At 51.1% G+C, this 16983-nt stretch carries 16 protein-coding genes and 2 tRNA genes; 7 read left to right on the forward strand and 11 right to left on the reverse strand.

Going from position 1 to position 16983, the window contains the following annotated elements:
- Positions 1-14: 14 nt before the first annotated feature.
- Entirely contained in the window at positions 15-3524 is a 3510-nt protein-coding gene (gene smc, locus INP77_RS04325) for a chromosome segregation protein SMC (RefSeq protein WP_194747614.1), read from the reverse strand.
- 79 nt (positions 3525-3603) lie between these two features.
- Between smc and queF the strand changes: the two genes are divergently transcribed.
- On the forward strand, positions 3604-4050 hold the full coding sequence (queF, locus tag INP77_RS04330) for a preQ(1) synthase (protein ID WP_194747615.1): 447 nt from the start codon (positions 3604-3606) through the stop codon (positions 4048-4050).
- 162 nt (positions 4051-4212) lie between these two features.
- On the opposite strand, the gene INP77_RS04335 is transcribed toward queF, so the two are convergent.
- The 3 genes from INP77_RS04335 to INP77_RS04345 all read right to left on the reverse strand — a co-directional run bounded on the left by INP77_RS04335 (position 4213) and on the right by INP77_RS04345 (position 5165).
- A tRNA-Glu gene (locus INP77_RS04335) sits at positions 4213-4288 on the reverse strand.
- A gap of 88 nt (positions 4289-4376) precedes the next feature.
- Positions 4377-4452: transfer RNA gene (locus tag INP77_RS04340), tRNA-Ala, on the reverse strand.
- A 182-nt stretch (positions 4453-4634) separates the two neighbouring features.
- Positions 4635-5165, reverse strand: a complete 531-nt coding sequence (locus tag INP77_RS04345; RefSeq protein WP_228518728.1) for a glutathione peroxidase — start codon at positions 5163-5165, stop codon at positions 4635-4637.
- 221 nt (positions 5166-5386) lie between these two features.
- On the opposite strand from INP77_RS04345, the gene INP77_RS04350 reads away from it, so the two are divergent.
- Both INP77_RS04350 and queD read left to right on the forward strand, forming a co-directional pair.
- Positions 5387-5560, forward strand: a complete 174-nt coding sequence (locus INP77_RS04350) for a hypothetical protein (protein WP_194747616.1) — start codon at positions 5387-5389, stop codon at positions 5558-5560.
- Positions 5561-5630: 70 nt separating this feature from the next.
- Positions 5631-6077, forward strand: coding sequence for a 6-carboxytetrahydropterin synthase QueD (queD, locus tag INP77_RS04355; RefSeq protein ID WP_194747617.1), 447 nt, complete (start codon positions 5631-5633; stop codon positions 6075-6077).
- Between the two features lie 13 nt (positions 6078-6090).
- On the opposite strand, the gene rfbD is transcribed toward queD, so the two are convergent.
- The 7 genes from rfbD to INP77_RS04390 form a co-directional block, all read right to left on the reverse strand.
- Positions 6091-7008: a dTDP-4-dehydrorhamnose reductase gene (gene rfbD / locus INP77_RS04360; protein WP_194747618.1), complete on the reverse strand. Its 918-nt coding sequence runs from the start codon at positions 7006-7008 to the stop codon at positions 6091-6093.
- 39 nt (positions 7009-7047) lie between these two features.
- Complete coding sequence (rfbC, locus tag INP77_RS04365; protein ID WP_194747619.1) at positions 7048-7593, reverse strand: dTDP-4-dehydrorhamnose 3,5-epimerase; 546 nt, start codon at positions 7591-7593, stop codon at positions 7048-7050.
- Entirely contained in the window at positions 7593-8474 is an 882-nt protein-coding gene (gene rfbA, locus INP77_RS04370; protein ID WP_194747620.1) for a glucose-1-phosphate thymidylyltransferase RfbA, read from the reverse strand. Before rfbA ends, rfbC begins: the two co-directional genes overlap by 1 nt.
- Positions 8474-9559 (reverse strand): dTDP-glucose 4,6-dehydratase, encoded by a 1086-nt coding sequence (gene rfbB, locus INP77_RS04375; RefSeq protein ID WP_194747621.1) that lies wholly within the window; start codon positions 9557-9559, stop codon positions 8474-8476. Before rfbB ends, rfbA begins: the two co-directional genes overlap by 1 nt.
- Before the next feature lie 122 nt (positions 9560-9681).
- Positions 9682-10362, reverse strand: coding sequence for a DNA polymerase III subunit epsilon (gene dnaQ / locus INP77_RS04380; protein ID WP_194747623.1), 681 nt, complete (start codon positions 10360-10362; stop codon positions 9682-9684).
- A gap of 13 nt (positions 10363-10375) precedes the next feature.
- Positions 10376-10825: a ribonuclease HI gene (gene rnhA, locus INP77_RS04385; protein ID WP_228518729.1), complete on the reverse strand. Its 450-nt coding sequence runs from the start codon at positions 10823-10825 to the stop codon at positions 10376-10378.
- A complete protein-coding gene (locus tag INP77_RS04390; protein ID WP_228518730.1) occupies positions 10791-11570 on the reverse strand; it encodes a class I SAM-dependent methyltransferase in 780 nt (259 codons plus the stop codon). Before INP77_RS04390 ends, rnhA begins: the two co-directional genes overlap by 35 nt.
- Positions 11571-11660: 90 nt before the next feature.
- Between INP77_RS04390 and gloB the strand changes: the two genes are divergently transcribed.
- The 4 genes from gloB to INP77_RS04410 all read left to right on the forward strand — a co-directional run bounded on the left by gloB (position 11661) and on the right by INP77_RS04410 (position 16981).
- Positions 11661-12440: a hydroxyacylglutathione hydrolase gene (gene gloB, locus INP77_RS04395; RefSeq protein WP_194747625.1), complete on the forward strand. Its 780-nt coding sequence runs from the start codon at positions 11661-11663 to the stop codon at positions 12438-12440.
- A gap of 210 nt (positions 12441-12650) precedes the next feature.
- Complete coding sequence (locus INP77_RS04400) at positions 12651-14219, forward strand: transglycosylase SLT domain-containing protein (RefSeq protein WP_194747627.1); 1569 nt, start codon at positions 12651-12653, stop codon at positions 14217-14219.
- 125 nt (positions 14220-14344) lie between these two features.
- Positions 14345-15952: a peptide-binding protein gene (locus INP77_RS04405; RefSeq protein WP_228518774.1), complete on the forward strand. Its 1608-nt coding sequence runs from the start codon at positions 14345-14347 to the stop codon at positions 15950-15952.
- Positions 15953-15955: 3 nt separating this feature from the next.
- Positions 15956-16981 (forward strand): ABC transporter permease, encoded by a 1026-nt coding sequence (locus tag INP77_RS04410; protein ID WP_194747629.1) that lies wholly within the window; start codon positions 15956-15958, stop codon positions 16979-16981.
- Positions 16982-16983: the final 2 nt, after the last annotated feature.

Genomic DNA, 16983 nt, shown 5'->3' on the forward strand with positions numbered 1-16983 from the left:
CAACAAAACTGGCGCTAAGCCGCATGCATGCGGATGGCCTCTTCGATATCCACATCGACAATCCGTGACACGCCCGACTCTTGCATGGTGACCCCAATTAGCTGTTCAGACATCTCCATGGTGATTTTGTTGTGAGAAACAAACAAGAATTGGGTTTTTTCTGACATCACGCGCACCAGTTGGCAGAAACGCTCGGTATTGCTGTCATCCAGCGGGGCATCCACCTCATCCATCAGGCAAAACGGTGCCGGATTTAACCTGAACAGCGCAAATACCAGCGCCATGGCCGTCAGCGCTTTTTCGCCCCCGGATAATAACTGGATGGTCGTGTTTTTTTTGCCTGGCGGTTGCGCAAAGACTTGCACGCCGGTATCCAGAATTTCATCACCCAACAGCACCAGCTTGGCATTGCCGCCATTAAACAAGGTATTAAATAATTCGCCAAAGTGACGGTTGGCTTCATCAAAGGTTGCACGCAGTTTTCCGCGGGTTTCGCGGTCTATTTTCTGGATCGCCTCTTCCAGCGTTTCGCTGGCGGTGAGCAGGTCTTGCAGTTGACTGTCCAGATACCCTTTACGCGCTTGCTCGCTGGCTAATTCTTCAATCGCAGCCAGATTGACCGCACCGAGTTGCTGGATCTGCTGTTGTAACCTTTGGGTCGTTTGCGCCAGTGTTTCGGCTTTGCTGTCATGATTTAGCCCTTGCTGAAGCAAGGCTTCATCCAGCCCCGTTTCAGACAAAGACTGCTGGCATTGCTCGACTTGCAGCTGACAGGCCTGCTGTTTAAGTCTTTGTTGCTCCACGGTGTCGCGCAAGGGATGCAATTGCTGCTCGATTTGCATGCGCTGACGCTCTTCTGTCTGCAAAACGGCTTCTTTCTGCGTCAGATCGTTACGCACATGCGCCAGCGCCTGCTCACAAGTGTGCTGCATGTCCAAGGCCTGTGCCAAATGTGCCTTCAAGGTTTCCATAGCACTGACGGCCAGTGTTTGCTCGGTTTCTTGCAGGCGTAATTGCAAATGCTCACGCTCTTGGCTGAGCTGACTCAAGCGGTGCTGCAAATCATTGACAGCATTTTGCAACAAGGTTTGCTCGAATACTTGTGACTGATGGGCTTTTTCAGCCTGCTGTACGCTGTCACGCGCATCAAAATAGGCTTGCTCTGCATGATGCTTGAGGGCCTGCGCTTCGCGCGCCGCCTGTTCCAGGCTGGCAAACTGCGCCTGATACTGCGCGATCCTGGCTTGTGCTTGCGAAAGCTCGTCATTGAGACTCTGCTGTCGCACTTGCAGCGCAGACAGGTCTTGTTGCAAGGCGGTTTGCCTGCGCGACGCGTTGTCATAGGCCTGCTGCAAGCTTGACTGTTGCATCTGCGCCTCATGCATGGCTGCAGTGTGTTGTTTGATCCGTGGATGTGCCTGTTGCTGTTGCAAGCGCAACTGTTGCAGCGCCTGTTCAATCAGTTGCACCTGCTGCTGGCTGTGATTAACCGCTGCTTGCGCGGCTTCCAAACCGGCCTGTAACTTGTCCAGTTGCTGCTGCCGTTCCAACACGCCTTGCATGGCATTCTGGCGGCCATGATAAACCACGCTATAGCGTTGATAGAGATCCCCTTGCTTGCTAAGCAGACTCACGCCTGCCGGGAGTTGCGATTGAAACTGGCCCACTTGGGCAACATCCTCAATCACGTAAATACCCATGAGCCAGTGCTGCAAGGCACCAGCCATTTCCGACTGCTTGAGCGTGAGCAAACTATATAAGCTGGGTAATCCTTGCCAATGGTCTGGCAAGCTATCGCGTGCCGTTCCAGGCATGGCTATGGCTAAAGCGGCTTGCGGATGCGGTAATTTAGCCAAGGTCGGCAAAGAATCAGTGAGCAAGGCATTCAGTTTATAGCCCAGGACCGCTTCGAGCGCGGGCTGCCATGCGGCATCCACCTGTACCGCCTGCCACAAACGCGCCGCTGATTGCAAACCGCTTTGTTGCAACCAGGGCCCTAGTTGCTGGTCTTGCTTGAGGCTTTGCTGCAACTTTTGCAAAGACTGGATTTCGGCTTCAAGCTGGTTCAGCTGGCGTTGAGCCTGCTGCCAGTCTTGCCTGGCTTGCAGCAACCATTGCTGTTGCTGCTGTTCATCTATCCGCCATTGTTGTAGCTGCTGTTCTTCTTGCTGCAACTGAGCTTGCTGTTGCGCCTGCTGCTGCTTATACCCCTCCAAGGCCTGCATATCTGGCAAGGCCCAGGCTGATAGCTCACCTTGTAACTGTTGCAAGCGCTGGTTGGATTCCGAAAGATTGCGTTGCAAAAACTGTACGTTATTCTGCTCCAGTTGCATCTGCTGGCGGCATTGCTGCACGGCTTGCTGTGCTTCACTGGCGGCTTGCTGTATACCTTGCAACTGTAATGACTGTGCAGGCAAAGCCTGTTGCAAGGCTTGCAACTGCTGCGCTTGTTCGGTCAGCGTTTGTTGTGCGGAGGCGAGTGCCGTGGTTTTTTCGTCCAGTTGCTGTTGTAATTGCGCTTGCTGCTGGCTACCACGTTCAATCTGCCCCTGCAGCTGTTGCTGCTGTTGCAGCAGTCTTAAGCGGGCCTCTTCCGATTGCTTGACTTGTAAATCCAGATTGGAAACTTGCGCGTTGGCCTCGTAAAAGGCCGCCTGTGCCGTATGCAATTCGCCTGATGCGGCCTGATGCTGCTGTCGAGCCTGCTCCAAAACCAGCTCGCAACGCCTTAACGCCGCAACTTTCTCCTCCAGCGCATTCACTGCGTGCGCTACCGCTTGTGAAGCGGCCTCGTAAGCCAGCACAGCATCTCGCTTGCGCAACCACCACCATTGCGCCTCAGCCAGTTGGTACGCAGCTTGCAGTGACTGATATTTCTGCGTCACCACGGCTTGCGCCTCCAGCTTGAGAATCTGCTTGTTCATCTCGCGTGAAATATCTTCCACGCGCGCAAGATTCTCACGTGTATCACGCAGGCGTAGCTCTGTTTCACGCCTGCGCTCTTTATATTTGCTGATCCCTGCGGCTTCTTCGAGAAATACGCGCAGCTCTTCTGGCCGGGCTTCAACAATACGTGAAATCGTGTTTTGACCGATGATGGCGTAAGCACGCCCCCCAAGGCCGGTGCCCAAAAACAAATCTGCCACATCCCGACGGCGTACCGCAGTGTTATTAATATAGTAGCTTGAGCCCTTATCGCGCTCGATTACACGCTTGACCGAGATTTCGGCATATTGATTCCACTCGCCACTGGCACCACCCAGGCTGTTATCAAAAATGAGCTCGACACTGGCCCGCGAAATAGGTTTGCGATGCGAAGATCCGTTAAAAATCACTGCATCCATGGCATCGGCGCGCATTTCCTTGGCGGAGGATTCGCCCAGCACCCAGCGGACCGACTCCATAACGTTAGACTTGCCACAGCCATTTGGCCCTACCACGCCCACACGCTGCCCATGCAGGTGGATGGTCGTTGGATCAACAAAAGACTTGAACCCCGCAAGTTTTAAATGTGTCAGACGCAAAGTAAGTAAACTGCTTATAAGAATTTGAGTGGTCGCTTAAGCGTTATAATACCCATTTTTAAGACGAAACATGCGCACAATGAACGAACATTTACTTGGTGGGAAACCCACTGCACAACCGACTAAAACACTGGAAACCTTTGAAAATCCCAATTCGCAGAGAGACTTCCATATCCATATGGAAATTCCAGAGTTTACCTGCCTGTGTCCAAAAACCGGTCAACCTGACTTTGCGGTGATTTATCTGGACTATATTCCCAACAAATTATGTGTTGAGCTCAAGAGCCTTAAACTTTACATGTGGTCATTCCGCGATGAGGGCTGCTTCCATGAAGCGGTCACCAATCAGATTCTGGATGATCTAGTCTCTGCCATAGACCCGAAATTTATGCGCGTAACCGCCAAGTTTTATGTCCGTGGTGGCATTTTCACCAATGTGGTGGCCGAACATCGTGCCCCAGGCTGGCAGCCACAACCTTTTGTCGAGCTCTCTCAGTTTTCTGCGCAAAGTAATATACGCGGATAAGCCATTTGACCATGCAGAAAAACAAAAGCCCGGCAATGCCGGGTTTTTTACTGCGTAACCTGTACGCAGCTTTACACCATAGCCTTAAAGAAACTTAAGCTTTAATAAGCAGGTGATTTAAATAAATATGAAATTTAAAGCTAGAAATCACTGAGTGATTTTTGGCGTCCCCACGGGGATTCGAACCCCGGTCGCCTCCGTGAAAGGGAGGTGTCCTAGGCCTCTAGACGATGGGGACCTAAGAAATTTAACAACCCGTGCATTATACCAGTTTTTCAAATAATTAAAATATTTATTTTTTAAAAAATTCAATATTTTCAATCACTTGGTGGAGATAAGCGGGATCGAACCGCTGACCTCTTGCATGCCATGCAAGCGCTCTCCCAGCTGAGCTATACCCCCAAATCTCTGGTATTGCAGTTCTTTGTTTTGCAGTGCAATTCAAAGAAGGCGCCATATTAATGATGCCCAGATATCTTGTCAACGACTTTGATAAGAAAACATGAAAAAAACTTTATATCGTTTTGTTTTATGAGGCCCTGCCTTGTGTTGCACAGAGCCTGCCGTGAAAAAACTTGAGAAACTTACTTGAGATGGGGTTTGATCTTGCCGAGAATTTCTTCACTTTCCGGACGTGTCATACTGTTAAAAGAATAAACCTTCTGCCCGCCTGGCAAAATCAGATATTTGTAAAAATTCCATTGTGGTGCCTGCCCTGTTTGTTTGATCAGTTGCTGATAAAGCGGATTGGCGCCACTTCCAGTCACGCTGGACTTTTCAACCATAGGAAACTTGACCGAATAAGTCAGCTTGCAAAAGTCGCCAATCTGCTTGTTGTTGCCAGGCTCCTGACGGAAATCATTGGAGGGGAAGCCAATCACCACCAGCCCTTTATCCTTATATTGCTCATACATGGCTTCCAGCGCTTCAAACTGTGGCGTGAATCCGCATTTGCTGGCAGTGTTCACTATGAGCACTGGCTTGTCCTGAAATTGACAAAAATCGACAGTTTGACCTTGCAGTGTCTTAAACTGGTGCTGGTATAACGGTAGACATTCTGCCTCAGCCATGGATACCCCCCCCAGGGTTAAAAACATCAATATAAAACTGCGCATTGCATCTCTCCAAATAGTTATGATTGTGTTATGCCTTTGTAGACAATGTGTTAGCTTGATTGTTCTCAATTAAGTTTTCATATTTTACTTTTTTTAATAGGTGCCGTTAACCTTCTTGTAAGGAACCTTTGCCATGCTTGGCACAGTCTATGCTAAAGATGTTCTAAAGCAATTTGATACTGACAGGTTTTGTTAACAGAATAACGTCATGGGAGATCATCATGTTACAAAAAGCAGCACCTAACGATAAATTCAAGAAAATTGATCAAATGCTCGAAGACTTTGCCGGCGATGAAGTCGATGATTATGACAGTGGCTATGGCAGCTATGAAAAAAGTCATAAGCACTACTCTGCCGATGAAGATGCGTTGATGAATATTGATGATTTGTATTAATGCATGCACTTGCATTTGCAATCCGTGATCGCGCATCAGCGTGAGCCGTGGTTGCTGATATAATGGCGTGATGGAAATTACTACACGCTTGGAATTCGATGCGGGCCATCGCATTCCTGATCACAAGAGTCAATGCCGTAATCTGCACGGTCATCGCTACGCAATTGAAATTACACTGTCTGGAGAGGTGATTCAGGCAGAGCATGCCTCTGAAAATGGTATGGTAATGGATTTTGCTGATGTAAAAAGAATTGCCCGCGAAACCATTGTCGATCGCTGGGACCATGCTTTTCTGGTCTACCATGGCGATACGGCGGTGCTGGATTTTCTAAATAGCCTGCCCAATCACAAGACTGTGGTGTTCCCAACCATCCCGACGGCAGAAAACATGGCTGCGGAGGCCTTTAAGCTGCTCAAGGCGCAATATCGTGATACCTTCGGCAATCAGCTCAAGCTGGTGAGAGTTCGCCTTTACGAAACGCCCAATAGCTGGACGGATGCATTCGATCAGAAATAGTCGGCGATCAGAATTAATTTTCCAGCGCACTCAACGCTGGCATGACTTGCGCAAGTGATGTGTCCCATCCCGGCAAACGCACACCAAACACCTGCTCCAGCTTATCACTGACCAGCCTTGAGTTTTGAGGGCGTCTGGCAGGCGTTGGGTATTCTGCAGTTGATATGGCTTGCAGCTCTTTAAGTAGCAAGGCGGGCCAGCCCTGTTTTAGCGCCAGCGCTTGATACTGCGCCACAATCTCACTGGCAAAACCATACCAGGTGGTTTCACCTCGATTCACCAAATGATAAATCCCGGTTTCTTCAGCGTTGCGCGGATGCCAGCGTTCAATTAATTGTGCTACCGCTTCAGCAATCGCGATATCGGCCGTGGGGGCGCCATGCTGGTCTGCCACAATGCGTAGTTGTTCCCTACTCTGTGCTAACCGAATGATGGTTTTGAGGAAGTTCTTGCCGTAGCTGCCATAGACCCAGCTGGTACGCAGGATGAGATGCGGGAGGCCAACCGCAGCAATCGCCTGCTCGCCTGCAAGTTTGCTGGCGCCGTAAACACTGACTGGATTAACTGCATCAGTTTCAAGGTAAGCTGTGGCTTTGCTGCCGTCATATACATAGTCAGTCGAGAAATGGATCAGCGCTGCATTCAGTCGTGCGGCTTCTTCTGCAATGATTTGTGGGGCCGTGGCGTTGATGGCAAAGGCCAGTTCACGCTCGGTTTCGGCCTGGTCTACCGCAGTATAGGCGGCAGGGTTAATAATCAGGTCTGGTTTGACCTGGCGGATGACTTGCCGGATGTGCGCTGGCTGACTGAGGTCCAGTTGTTGGCGGGTACAGCTGATTAGCTGTACTTGAGCAATGGGCTGTTGTTGCAGCTGTGCGGCAAGTGCATGCCCCACTTGACCATTGACGCCTGTTAACAGGATTTTTTTCATATGCGTGAGCAAGGTCCGAATCAAAGAATATGCTAATAATTAGTCAAATTTAGGCGCCTGTGCCCAGGGGAGCCCTTGCTGATCTTTGGCAGACAGGCTGGGGGGCATGTCCAGCGGCCAGTCTATGCCAATCGTCGGGTCATTCCATTTAAGGCAGGCCTCATGTTGTGGCGCATAGTAATCCGTTGTTTTATACAGAAAGTCAGCCGTGTCAGAGAGCACGACAAAGCCATGCGCGAAGCCAGGCGGAATCCATAGCTGACGGTGATTGTCAGCGCTTAAATGCACGCCTTCCCATAGTCCAAAGGTCGCTGAACTCTGGCGCAGATCGACCGCGACATCAAACACTTCTCCGGCAACCACTCTCACCAGCTTGCCCTGCGCTTGCTGGACTTGATAGTGCAGGCCGCGTAATACGCCCTTGGCCGAACGGGAATGGTTATCTTGCACGAATGTCACCTCCAGCCCCGTGGCTTGTTTAAAGGCTTGCGCATTGAAGCTCTCTATAAAAAAGCCTCGTGCATCGCCGAATACCTTGGGTTCTAGAATCAACACCTCTGGAATTTTGGTCGCAGTCACCAGCATTAAAACACCCGCTCTTTTAAAATCATCTTCAAATACTGTCCGTACCCATTCTTGGCATATTTGTCCGCCAGTTTGTCCAGTTGCTCTGCATTGATAAAGCCTTGGCGATAGGCGATTTCTTCCAGACAGGCAATCTTCAGGCCCTGGCGCTTTTCAATCGTTTGAATAAAGCCACTGGCTTCCAGCAGTGATTCGTGGGTACCGGTATCCAGCCAGGCCATGCCACGCCCCATGACTTCGACATTGAGGTCCCCAGAGGCCAAATAATGCTTGTTGACGTCAGTGATCTCGAGTTCGCCACGGGCCGAGGGCTTGAGGTTCTTGGCAATCTCAACCACGCGCTGATCGTAAAAATACAGCCCCGTTACCGCATAGCGCGATTTGGGTTGTGTAGGCTTTTCTTCCAGGCTGATGGCCGTGCCGTGCGTATCAAACTCGACCACGCCATAGCGCTCGGGGTCGTTGACCGGGTAGGCAAACACGGTGGCGCCCTGCTCGCGTTTACCGGCAGTCATGGCCATGTCACCGAGCTCATGCCCGTAAAAAATATTGTCACCGAGCACCAAGGCGCTGCTGTCGTTACCAATGAACGACTCGCCGAGGATAAAGGCTTGTGCCAGCCCATCGGGTGAGGGTTGTACCTGATACTCAATGCGCATGCCCCACTGGCTGCCATCGCCTAGCAGTTCTTTAAAGCGTGGCGTGTCCATCGGGGTAGAAATAATCAACACTTCCCGGATGCCTGCCAGCATGAGTGCGGACAGGGGGTAGTAGATCATGGGTTTGTCATACACCGGCAACAGTTGTTTGGAGACGACTTGCGTCACTGGATATAAGCGGGTGCCGGAGCCACCGGCCAATACGATGCCTTTTCTTGCCATTATGCCAACTCCTCGCCACGTTCATGGTAGTTTGTACTGAGCCAGTGCTGGTATTCACCGCTGGTGACGCGTGCCACCCATTGGGTATGCTCCAGATACCAGCGCACCGTTTTACGGATCCCGGTTTCAAAGGTTTCCTGAGGTTTCCAGCCTAAGGTCTGCTCGATCTTGCTGGCGTCAATGGCGTAACGCAGGTCATGACCGGGACGGTCTTTGACAAACGTAATCTGATCGCGGTAGCTGCCTTGTGCTTTGGGCTGCTCCTGATCGAGGATGTCGCACAGCGTATGTACAACGTCCAGATTGGTTTTCTCATTCCAGCCACCAATATTGTATGTCTCGCCAGGCAGGCCCTTGGCCAGCACTTCACGGATGGCATTGCAGTGGTCTTCGACATACAGCCAGTCACGGATATTGCTGCCATTCCCATAGATCGGCAAGGGTTTGCCAGACAAGGCGTTATGAATTACTAATGGAATCAGTTTTTCTGGGAAGTGGTAAGGGCCATAATTGTTGGAACAATTGGTGGTGAGGGTCGGCAGGCCATAGGTGTGATGATAGGCACGCACCAGATGATCTGAGGCCGCTTTTGAGGCTGAATATGGACTATTGGGCTGATAAGGGTTGGTTTCCTTGAATGCAGGATCATTGGGTTCCAGTGAGCCATAGACTTCATCGGTAGACACATGCAGGAAACGGAACGACTGTTGTGACTCTACCGGCAATGCTTGCCAATAGGCCCTGACCTCTTCGAGCAGATTAAACGTACCGACCACATTGGTCTGGATAAACGCATCCGGCCCGTGGATAGAGCGGTCTACATGACTTTCTGCAGCAAAATTAAGCACCGCCCTGGGCTTGTGGGTTTCCAGCAAAGTTTTAACCGCAGCGCGGTCACCGATATCCGCATGAATGAAGACATGGTCCGGGTCGTGGCTAATCTCCGCCAGATTTTCCATGTTGCCAGCATAGGTGAGCTTGTCCAGATTGACCAGTTTACCCAGCTTCAGCTTTACCCAGGCATTGACGAAATTGCTGCCGATAAAACCGGCACCCCCGGTCACTACAATGGTGTCTGTGTGCATAAAATCTCTGCTTAATAGTGATTACAACTTGGAAATATCTTTTGATACTACCGCAAGCACCCGGCATGTAAAGAGTGAATAAGCGCAGCAGAGCCGCATCAAATCACAACAAAAGACGGTCGTCACCAGGGTGAAGCGCCAGACTTGCTAAGACTTTCTATATATTGCTGATGGCTGGCCAACTCCTCTTCGCTCGGCGGCAATCGCTTCAGTGCAGAAAAGTCGACGTCAATATGGCTTTGCGTGGTTTGCTGCTCGGAGGTTGAGAGTTCCATCAACAGGCTCTCTTGTCCGCGCGTCATGGCAATGTAGACATCGGCGAGCAATTCCGCATCGAGCAAGGCGCCGTGCAAAGTCCGCTGTGAGTTATCAATACCGAAGTGGCGGCACAAGGCATCCAGATTGTTACGCTGGCCGGGACGCATTTCCTTGGCCATTTTCAAGGTATCAACGATACCACTGACGAATGACGGCAACGGGTCCAGGTTAAGCCTGGACAACTCCATATTGAGGAAGCCGACATCAAACGGAGCGTTATGAATAATGAGCTCTGCACCACGAATAAACGCAATGAAATCCTGTGCAATTTGCGCAAAAAGCGGCTTATCTTGCAAAAACTCCAGCGAAATGCCATGTACTTCCTGCGCACCGGCATCAATCTCACGCTCGGGATTGATATACAAGTGAAAGTGACGCTGGGTTGGTCGGCGGTTCAGCATCTCCACCGCCGCAATTTCAATAATTCGATGTCCCTGATCGGGATAGAGGCCAGTGGTCTCGGTATCGAGGAAAATCTGTCTCATTTAAGCTACACTCCTATCCTATCGCCACGGTTAATACACCTTGATTTGCCAAGGCATCCGCACGCTCGTTGCCCTCGTTGCCAGCATGACCTTTCACCCAAATCCATTCAATCTGGTGAGGCTGGGCGATGACATCCAACTGTTGCCATAAGTCCGCATTTTTAACCGGCTTTTTATCCGCCGTACGCCATTGCTTGAGCTTCCAGCCTGCCAACCACTCGGTCATGCCTTTTTGCACATAGCTGGAATCGGTATACACCCTGACATGCGAGGGTTTCTTGAGCGCCTGCAAGCCTTGAATCACCGCAGTCAGTTCCATACGATTATTGGTGGTCAGCGCTTCGCCACCGTAGAGGGATTTTTCGTGCGAGCCCGCTTTAAGCCAGACCCCCCAGCCACCGACGCCAGGGTTGCCCTTGCAAGCACCATCAGCGTACATTTCTATCCATTGTTGATTCGACATCCGCGCATTCTAACTGCTTTTGGCCGTTTTTTTGTATGCTGGAACGGCCTTTTCTGACCTGCAACGCCGGATTCAGCGGCAACATTTTCCAGTCTGGTTTTAACAAACGGATGTTGAGGACTCTTTTTTTGGCGATCAGGAAATAAATGCCACCACTCATGCCACACAAGCGTGGCCCCCACCGTTCCAGGCAAGACTGGCGCGCCAGCCAGTCAGGATCATTGAATGGAAAAGCGTGCATCAAATAACCACTGCGCACAACCTCAAATCCCAACACACCCAACCAGTCACGAATGCGCCAGGCTGTAAACAATCTGCTGAAACCGCCTGCCTGCCTGAGTTGCCCGACTCTAGCGCGCATGCCTAAACAACTGGCAGGGCTAATCCCGGTCAGCACCAAAGTACCTTCAGGCACCAGTACCCGAAACACTTCGCGTAACGTCTGCTGTGGATCCGCGCACTGCTCCAGCACATGTGGCATGCAAACCAAGTCAACTGAATTTTCGGCAAATGGCAAAAACTCGCTTTCGCATAACAACGAGGCATTGGCCGAGGCGGTTAGCTGTAGGGAGTGTTTGTAAGGAATCCGGCACTGCTCGAGCAGGTCATGCGCAGACCATCCGATCTGCAGAGCATGAAAGCCGAACACATCAGCCACGGCTTGCGCGTACAAAGGCGTTTCACGCGCGACAATATATTGACCCAGAGGCATTTGTTCAAAGAACACTGACTGGCTTGATTGCAAGATAGATTCCCTCACGCACTTAAAACACCTCTTGAATACCGTCCAGGGCATCTCCCTTGACAAGCATCATGATTTTTTCAATGATGCGTGATGGACAAAAGTTCTGCAAGTATAGAAATCATCCCCCTGCCCGCTTTTAGCGACAATTATCTGTGGTTAATTCAGTCTGGCTCGCTGGCCTGGGTGGTTGATCCGGGCGATGCCGACGTGGTTGAACAGGCTTTGAGCAAGAGAAAACTGAGCTTAAAAGGGATTTTACTCACACATCATCATGCAGACCATGTGGGCGGCGCTGCCAGCTTGCAAAAGCATTGGCGCTGTCCTGTCTATGCCCCGGACAGTTCACAGCCGTCTTATCAGGCCATGCAGCCCATCCCCGTCCACGCCGGGGACACTATCAGTCTGCTGCCAGAAGACATAATAAGCTGCGAAGTGCTTTCGCTGCCGGGCCATACACTTGATCATGTGGCTTATTATGTCAATCAGCAGCATTTGTTTAGCGGCGACGTTCTGTTTGGTGCAGGGTGCGGCCGCCTGTTTGAAGGCACGCCTGCACAAATGTATGCCTCGCTACAGCAGATTGCCGCGCTTCCCCCAGAAACACTCGTTTACCCGGCGCATGAATATACCGCGCACAATCTTGCTTTTGCGCAGACCATAGAGCCGGATAACCGCGCATTACTCCAACGTATCGCAACCACCCGCGAGTTACGCCATCAGCAACGCCCCAGCCTGCCAACGTCCTTGGCACAAGAATTGGCGACCAATCCGTTTTTGCGCTGTGAACAGTTGCGTCTGCGCCCTGAATTTCAATCGCGCTCGGCGCTGGAAGTGTTTACCGAGATCCGCACCCGTCGCAATGACTTCTGATCGCGCAACATTGATGCACAGTCTGGGCTCGCTGGCAAGGGCTTGTCTCCCCCCGAATTTAACGTAGAATGATGTCCTCCTTAAAGCGCTTGTGTGCGTTAGGCCTATCTCAAACAGATCGGCGCGGCCGCTACGGCCATCCGGATTTAGCAATCCATGTGTATCCGCCCTGCCGGATGCACAACACTCTCAGGATAAAGTATTACCGTCATGCGTTTTAAAAGATTCATCGTCTGCATTGCACTGTCAGCCTCGCCATGGTGCGGATCGGCTGAATACGTGGAACCAGCCACCTTGTCCGATGACAATGGCAGTTATGACGAAAGCTATGGAGAGACTGGCGTAGAAGGCTACACCTCCAGTTATCAGTTTGAAGATAGCCTGACCTTGCAAAACAGCTTGTGGGACCGCGTGCGCGATGGCTTTAACATGCCTGACATCGACTCAAGCTACACCAACAAACACGAACAATGGTACGCCTCTCGCCCCGACTACGTTTCACGCATGCTGGAGCGGAGTAAAAAGTATCTTTACCACATCGTTGTTGAGGTTGAAAAAAGAGGCATGCCCACCGAGATTGCGCTACTGCCCATGATAGAAAGCGGCTTTAACCCTAAAGCGCTATCTACCAGCAAGGCGTCAGGCATCTGGCAATTCATTCCCTCTACCGGCAAAGATTTTGGCCTCAAGCAGAACTACTGGAAAGACTCACGCAAAGACGTGACTGCCGCCACCCAGGCTGCGCTCAATTATCTGCAAAAGCTTTATACCATGTTTGGCGCCTGGGACTTGGCACTGGCCGCTTACAACGCGGGCGAAGGCACGGTTGCACGCGCCATCGAGCGCAATGAGCGCCTGGGCTTGCCGACCGATTACCAGCACTTGTCCTTACCGGATGAAACTCGCAATTACGTGCCCAAGCTGCAGGCCATCAAAAACATTATTTTCCGGCCTGAACAATATGGATTGACGCTCAACGAAATTCCAAACCGGCCTTACTTTACCACCGTCCAGGCCCCCAACAAGATTGATGCAAAACTGGCTGCAGAGTTGGCAGGGATTACGCTGGAGGAGTTTAGCGCACTCAACCCAAGTTTTACGCGGCCGGTCCTCATCACGGAAAACAGTTATCAAAAACTTCTGCTACCAACCTGGGCGGCCAGCAACTTTACACAAAATCTAAATGCGTATAACCGTCCCCTCTCCAACTGGCACAGCTACCAGCCCAAGCGTGGTGAGCGTCTGGGTGTGATTGCCAGCAAGTTTGATATCAGTATTTACGAATTGAGCGCAACCAATAACCTGAAGCCGAATCGCAATCTGATTGTCCGTCGACCATTGTTAGTGCCCGCCAGCGTGGAGTCAGCTGGCCTGACCAAACCGATTGATGTCGCAGCCATGGCCAAACTTTCCGTAGAAGTGCCGGTTGAAAAAGCGTCATCCAGCGAACCAACGACTTTTTCCCATAAAGTGAAAGCTGGCGAGACCTTGTCTACTCTGGCCAAGCGCTATGGCATTAGCAGCCAGCAAATCATGCAACAGAACCATCTCAAGTCTAAAAAACTGGCGGCTGGCCAGGTATTGCAACTGCAAAAACAAGAAAGCCATGCCAGCAAATCAAGTAAAGGGAACTCTGGAAAATCGCATGACTCGAAAACAAGCGTAAAATCTGGTGCTAAGAAAGCAGGCAGCCACAGTAAACATAGTGCCTCTTCATCAGATTCAGCTAAAAAGAGCACAACATCGCATCATAAGAAAAGTCAGTCCAGCAAACATTAAATCGGCCCATCATGCGCACTGCACACTCTCCGCTCAATTTGCACGTTGTGTCTCATCCGCAGAATGCGCAAGGCAAGCGCCGAGGATATGTGCGCCATGCCATGATGACCATGGCTCTGGCGGCCATGCTGTCAGCCTGTAGTCCAGAGCAAGCCAACCAGGAGACACTGGCGTTTGATCATGCCTACCCACCACAGGCCGGGGGCACCCTGATGAGCGCCATGCCCTCAGATCCGAGCAGCATGATCGGTATGGTGGCTGGCGAATCCGCCTCGCTGGCAATTGGCAGTTACCTGTTTAATTCACTGCTCAAATACGACCAGAATCTGGATTTGGCCGGCGAATTAGCCGCTTCCTGGCGAGTCGCAGACGACAATAAGACCATCACTTTCAAGCTCAAACCCAATCTGCAATGGGCCGATGGCAAGCCGCTTACCAGTGCGGATGTGCTTTTCACCTGGCAGCTGATCACAGACGAAAAAACGCATAGCCCTTATGCCTCTGATTATCAACTCGTCACCCAGGCAGAAGCGCCAGATCCACAAACGTTTATCGTGCACTATTCGCAGCCCTTTGCACCCGCGCTCGAAAGCTGGGCCAGTTTGCAAGTGCTACCCAAACACAAACTGGCAGGACAGGATATACATACCACCAGTTTTGCGCAAAAACCGTTAGGCAGTCATTATTACCAGCTTCAGGAGTGGCGACACGGCGAATACATCAAATTAAGCCGCAACCCCAAGTCTGTCATGGGAGCCGCCAATATCGAAACGCTGGTCGAACGCGTGATCCCTGATCCAGCCGCCCAATTTCTCGAGCTCATGGCGGACCATATTGATAGCATGAACATGGATCCGATTACCTATGCACGCATTATTCCTTCGCGTCCGGCACTCGCAGCCAGGCTCAACCAATACAAAGAGCTAGGCAACAGCTATACCTACCTGGGCTTTAACCTCAAACGCAAACCATTTGATGATGTGCGTGTGCGTAAAGCGATCAACTATGCCATTGATAAACAGGAAATTATTGACGGCGTCTATCTTGGCCTCGGCATTGCGATTGCCTCCCCGTACAAGCCGGGCACGCGCTGGAGCAATCCTGATCTTCACCCCTATGCCTTCGATCCGGCCAAAGCCAGACAATTGCTAGCCGAAGCAGGTTACACAGACAGCGATGGCGACGGTTATCTAGACAAAAATGGTCAAAAATTGTCATTTGAAATCCTGACCAACCTCGGTAACAAGCAGCGCGAGAAAACCTCGGTCATTATTCAGCGCAGACTCAAGGAAGTCGGGATTGATACCCGCTTGCGTACGCTGGAATGGGCCAGTTTACTGACCAATTTTATCAAACCGGGTAATTTTGATGCCGTGGTAATGGGCTGGGGACTGGGTCTGGACCCTGACCAGTACAATATCTGGCATTCCAGTCAGCAGGATCCCGGGCAATTCAACTTTATCGGCTACCACAATCCTCAAGTAGACCATCTGCTGGAGCAAGGGCGGCTTGAGTTTGACCCGGAAAAACGCATGCAGATTTATCATGCATTCGCCAAGGCCCTCTATGACGACAGTCCTCTGGTTTACCTGTCTGCCGGCTACGGGCTGACCGCCATCCACAAACGTGTGCAAGGGATTATGAATCCTATACCACCGGCGGGTGTCGGCTACGACTCACAAAAATGGTATATTCCGGCGCCGCTGCGCCGCGCGCAAATACAGGCTGAATAAAACATGCTACGTTATTTAATCAGACGTGTGTTATGGATGATCCCGATGTTGATCGGCATCAGTCTGATTTCGTTTTTTATCATGCATCTGGCGCCTGGCGATATCACCAGTACGGAATCTGCGTTCGACCCCAAATCCTCAGAAGAGTCACGGCAAAAACTGCGTGAGCTTTATCATCTGGATAAACCCATTATCGTGCAGTATGGCTTATGGCTGGAGCGCATGGTGCACCTTGATTTCGGCCATTCGTTTGCCAGCCATCAAAAACCGGTGTTTTGGTCAGAAACCGACAAAGACGGCAATACCACCAAGGGCATGATTGAAGAAGCCTTGCCAGTGACCTTGCTCATGAATTTAGTTGGTTTGTTGTTGACGCTGAGCCTTGCGATTCCGCTGGGCGTCATGGCGGCCAAAAAACATGGTCATTGGCAAGATCGCAGCATTACCTTATTTAATTTTATTGGTTTTTCTATCCCCGGCTTCTGGTTATCCCTGTTGCTGATGTACTGGCTGGGTGTGATTCACCCCTGGTTTCCGATTTCTGGCCTGCATAGCCTCAACTACGACCAACTCAACGCCTGGCAGCAAGCACAGGATCTGTTCATGCATTTGTGTTTGCCTGTGATCATTCCAGCATTGACGGGCCTCGCAGGTGTCACCATGTTTGTGAAAAACGGCATGCTGGACGTATTGAGCCAAGACTTTGTGATCACCGCACGCGCCAAGGGCTTGAGTGACCGGGTCGTGACTTATAGACATGCTCTGCGCAATGCCCTGCTACCACTGATTACTTTGGTCGGCCTGTCACTGCCCGGCTTGATTGGCGGCTCGGTGATTGCTGAAACCATTTTTGCCATTCCAGGCATGGGTAAACTGTTTTATGAAGCGGTGATGATGCGTGATTTTCCGGTCGTCATGGGCATACTCACCATAGGCTCAGCCTTGACACTGGTGTGCAACTTATTGGCTGATCTAGCCTACGCGTGGGCGGATCCGCGTTTGCGCAAAGGGGTCATGCCACAACGCTAGGC

Source organism: Methylophilus sp. 13 (genome assembly GCF_015354335.1).
Taxonomy (GTDB): Bacteria; Pseudomonadota; Gammaproteobacteria; order Burkholderiales; family Methylophilaceae; genus Methylophilus; species Methylophilus glucosoxydans.

Coding starts and splice junctions, on each gene's coding strand:
- queF (WP_194747615.1), top strand. CDS start 3,604: ATGAACGAACATTTACTTGGTGGGAAACCCACTGCACAACCGACTAAA.
- INP77_RS04345 (WP_228518728.1), bottom strand. CDS start 5,165: ATGCGCAGTTTTATATTGATGTTTTTAACCCTGGGGGGGGTATCCATG.
- INP77_RS04350 (WP_194747616.1), top strand. CDS start 5,387: ATGTTACAAAAAGCAGCACCTAACGATAAATTCAAGAAAATTGATCAA.
- queD (WP_194747617.1), top strand. CDS start 5,631: ATGGAAATTACTACACGCTTGGAATTCGATGCGGGCCATCGCATTCCT.
- rfbD (WP_194747618.1), bottom strand. CDS start 7,008: ATGAAAAAAATCCTGTTAACAGGCGTCAATGGTCAAGTGGGGCATGCA.
- rfbC (WP_194747619.1), bottom strand. CDS start 7,593: ATGCTGGTGACTGCGACCAAAATTCCAGAGGTGTTGATTCTAGAACCC.
- rfbA (WP_194747620.1), bottom strand. CDS start 8,474: ATGGCAAGAAAAGGCATCGTATTGGCCGGTGGCTCCGGCACCCGCTTA.
- rfbB (WP_194747621.1), bottom strand. CDS start 9,559: ATGCACACAGACACCATTGTAGTGACCGGGGGTGCCGGTTTTATCGGC.
- dnaQ (WP_194747623.1), bottom strand. CDS start 10,362: ATGAGACAGATTTTCCTCGATACCGAGACCACTGGCCTCTATCCCGAT.
- rnhA (WP_228518729.1), bottom strand. CDS start 10,825: ATGTCGAATCAACAATGGATAGAAATGTACGCTGATGGTGCTTGCAAG.
- gloB (WP_194747625.1), top strand. CDS start 11,661: ATGGACAAAAGTTCTGCAAGTATAGAAATCATCCCCCTGCCCGCTTTT.
- INP77_RS04400 (WP_194747627.1), top strand. CDS start 12,651: ATGCGTTTTAAAAGATTCATCGTCTGCATTGCACTGTCAGCCTCGCCA.
- INP77_RS04405 (WP_228518774.1), top strand. CDS start 14,345: ATGCTGTCAGCCTGTAGTCCAGAGCAAGCCAACCAGGAGACACTGGCG.
- INP77_RS04410 (WP_194747629.1), top strand. CDS start 15,956: ATGCTACGTTATTTAATCAGACGTGTGTTATGGATGATCCCGATGTTG.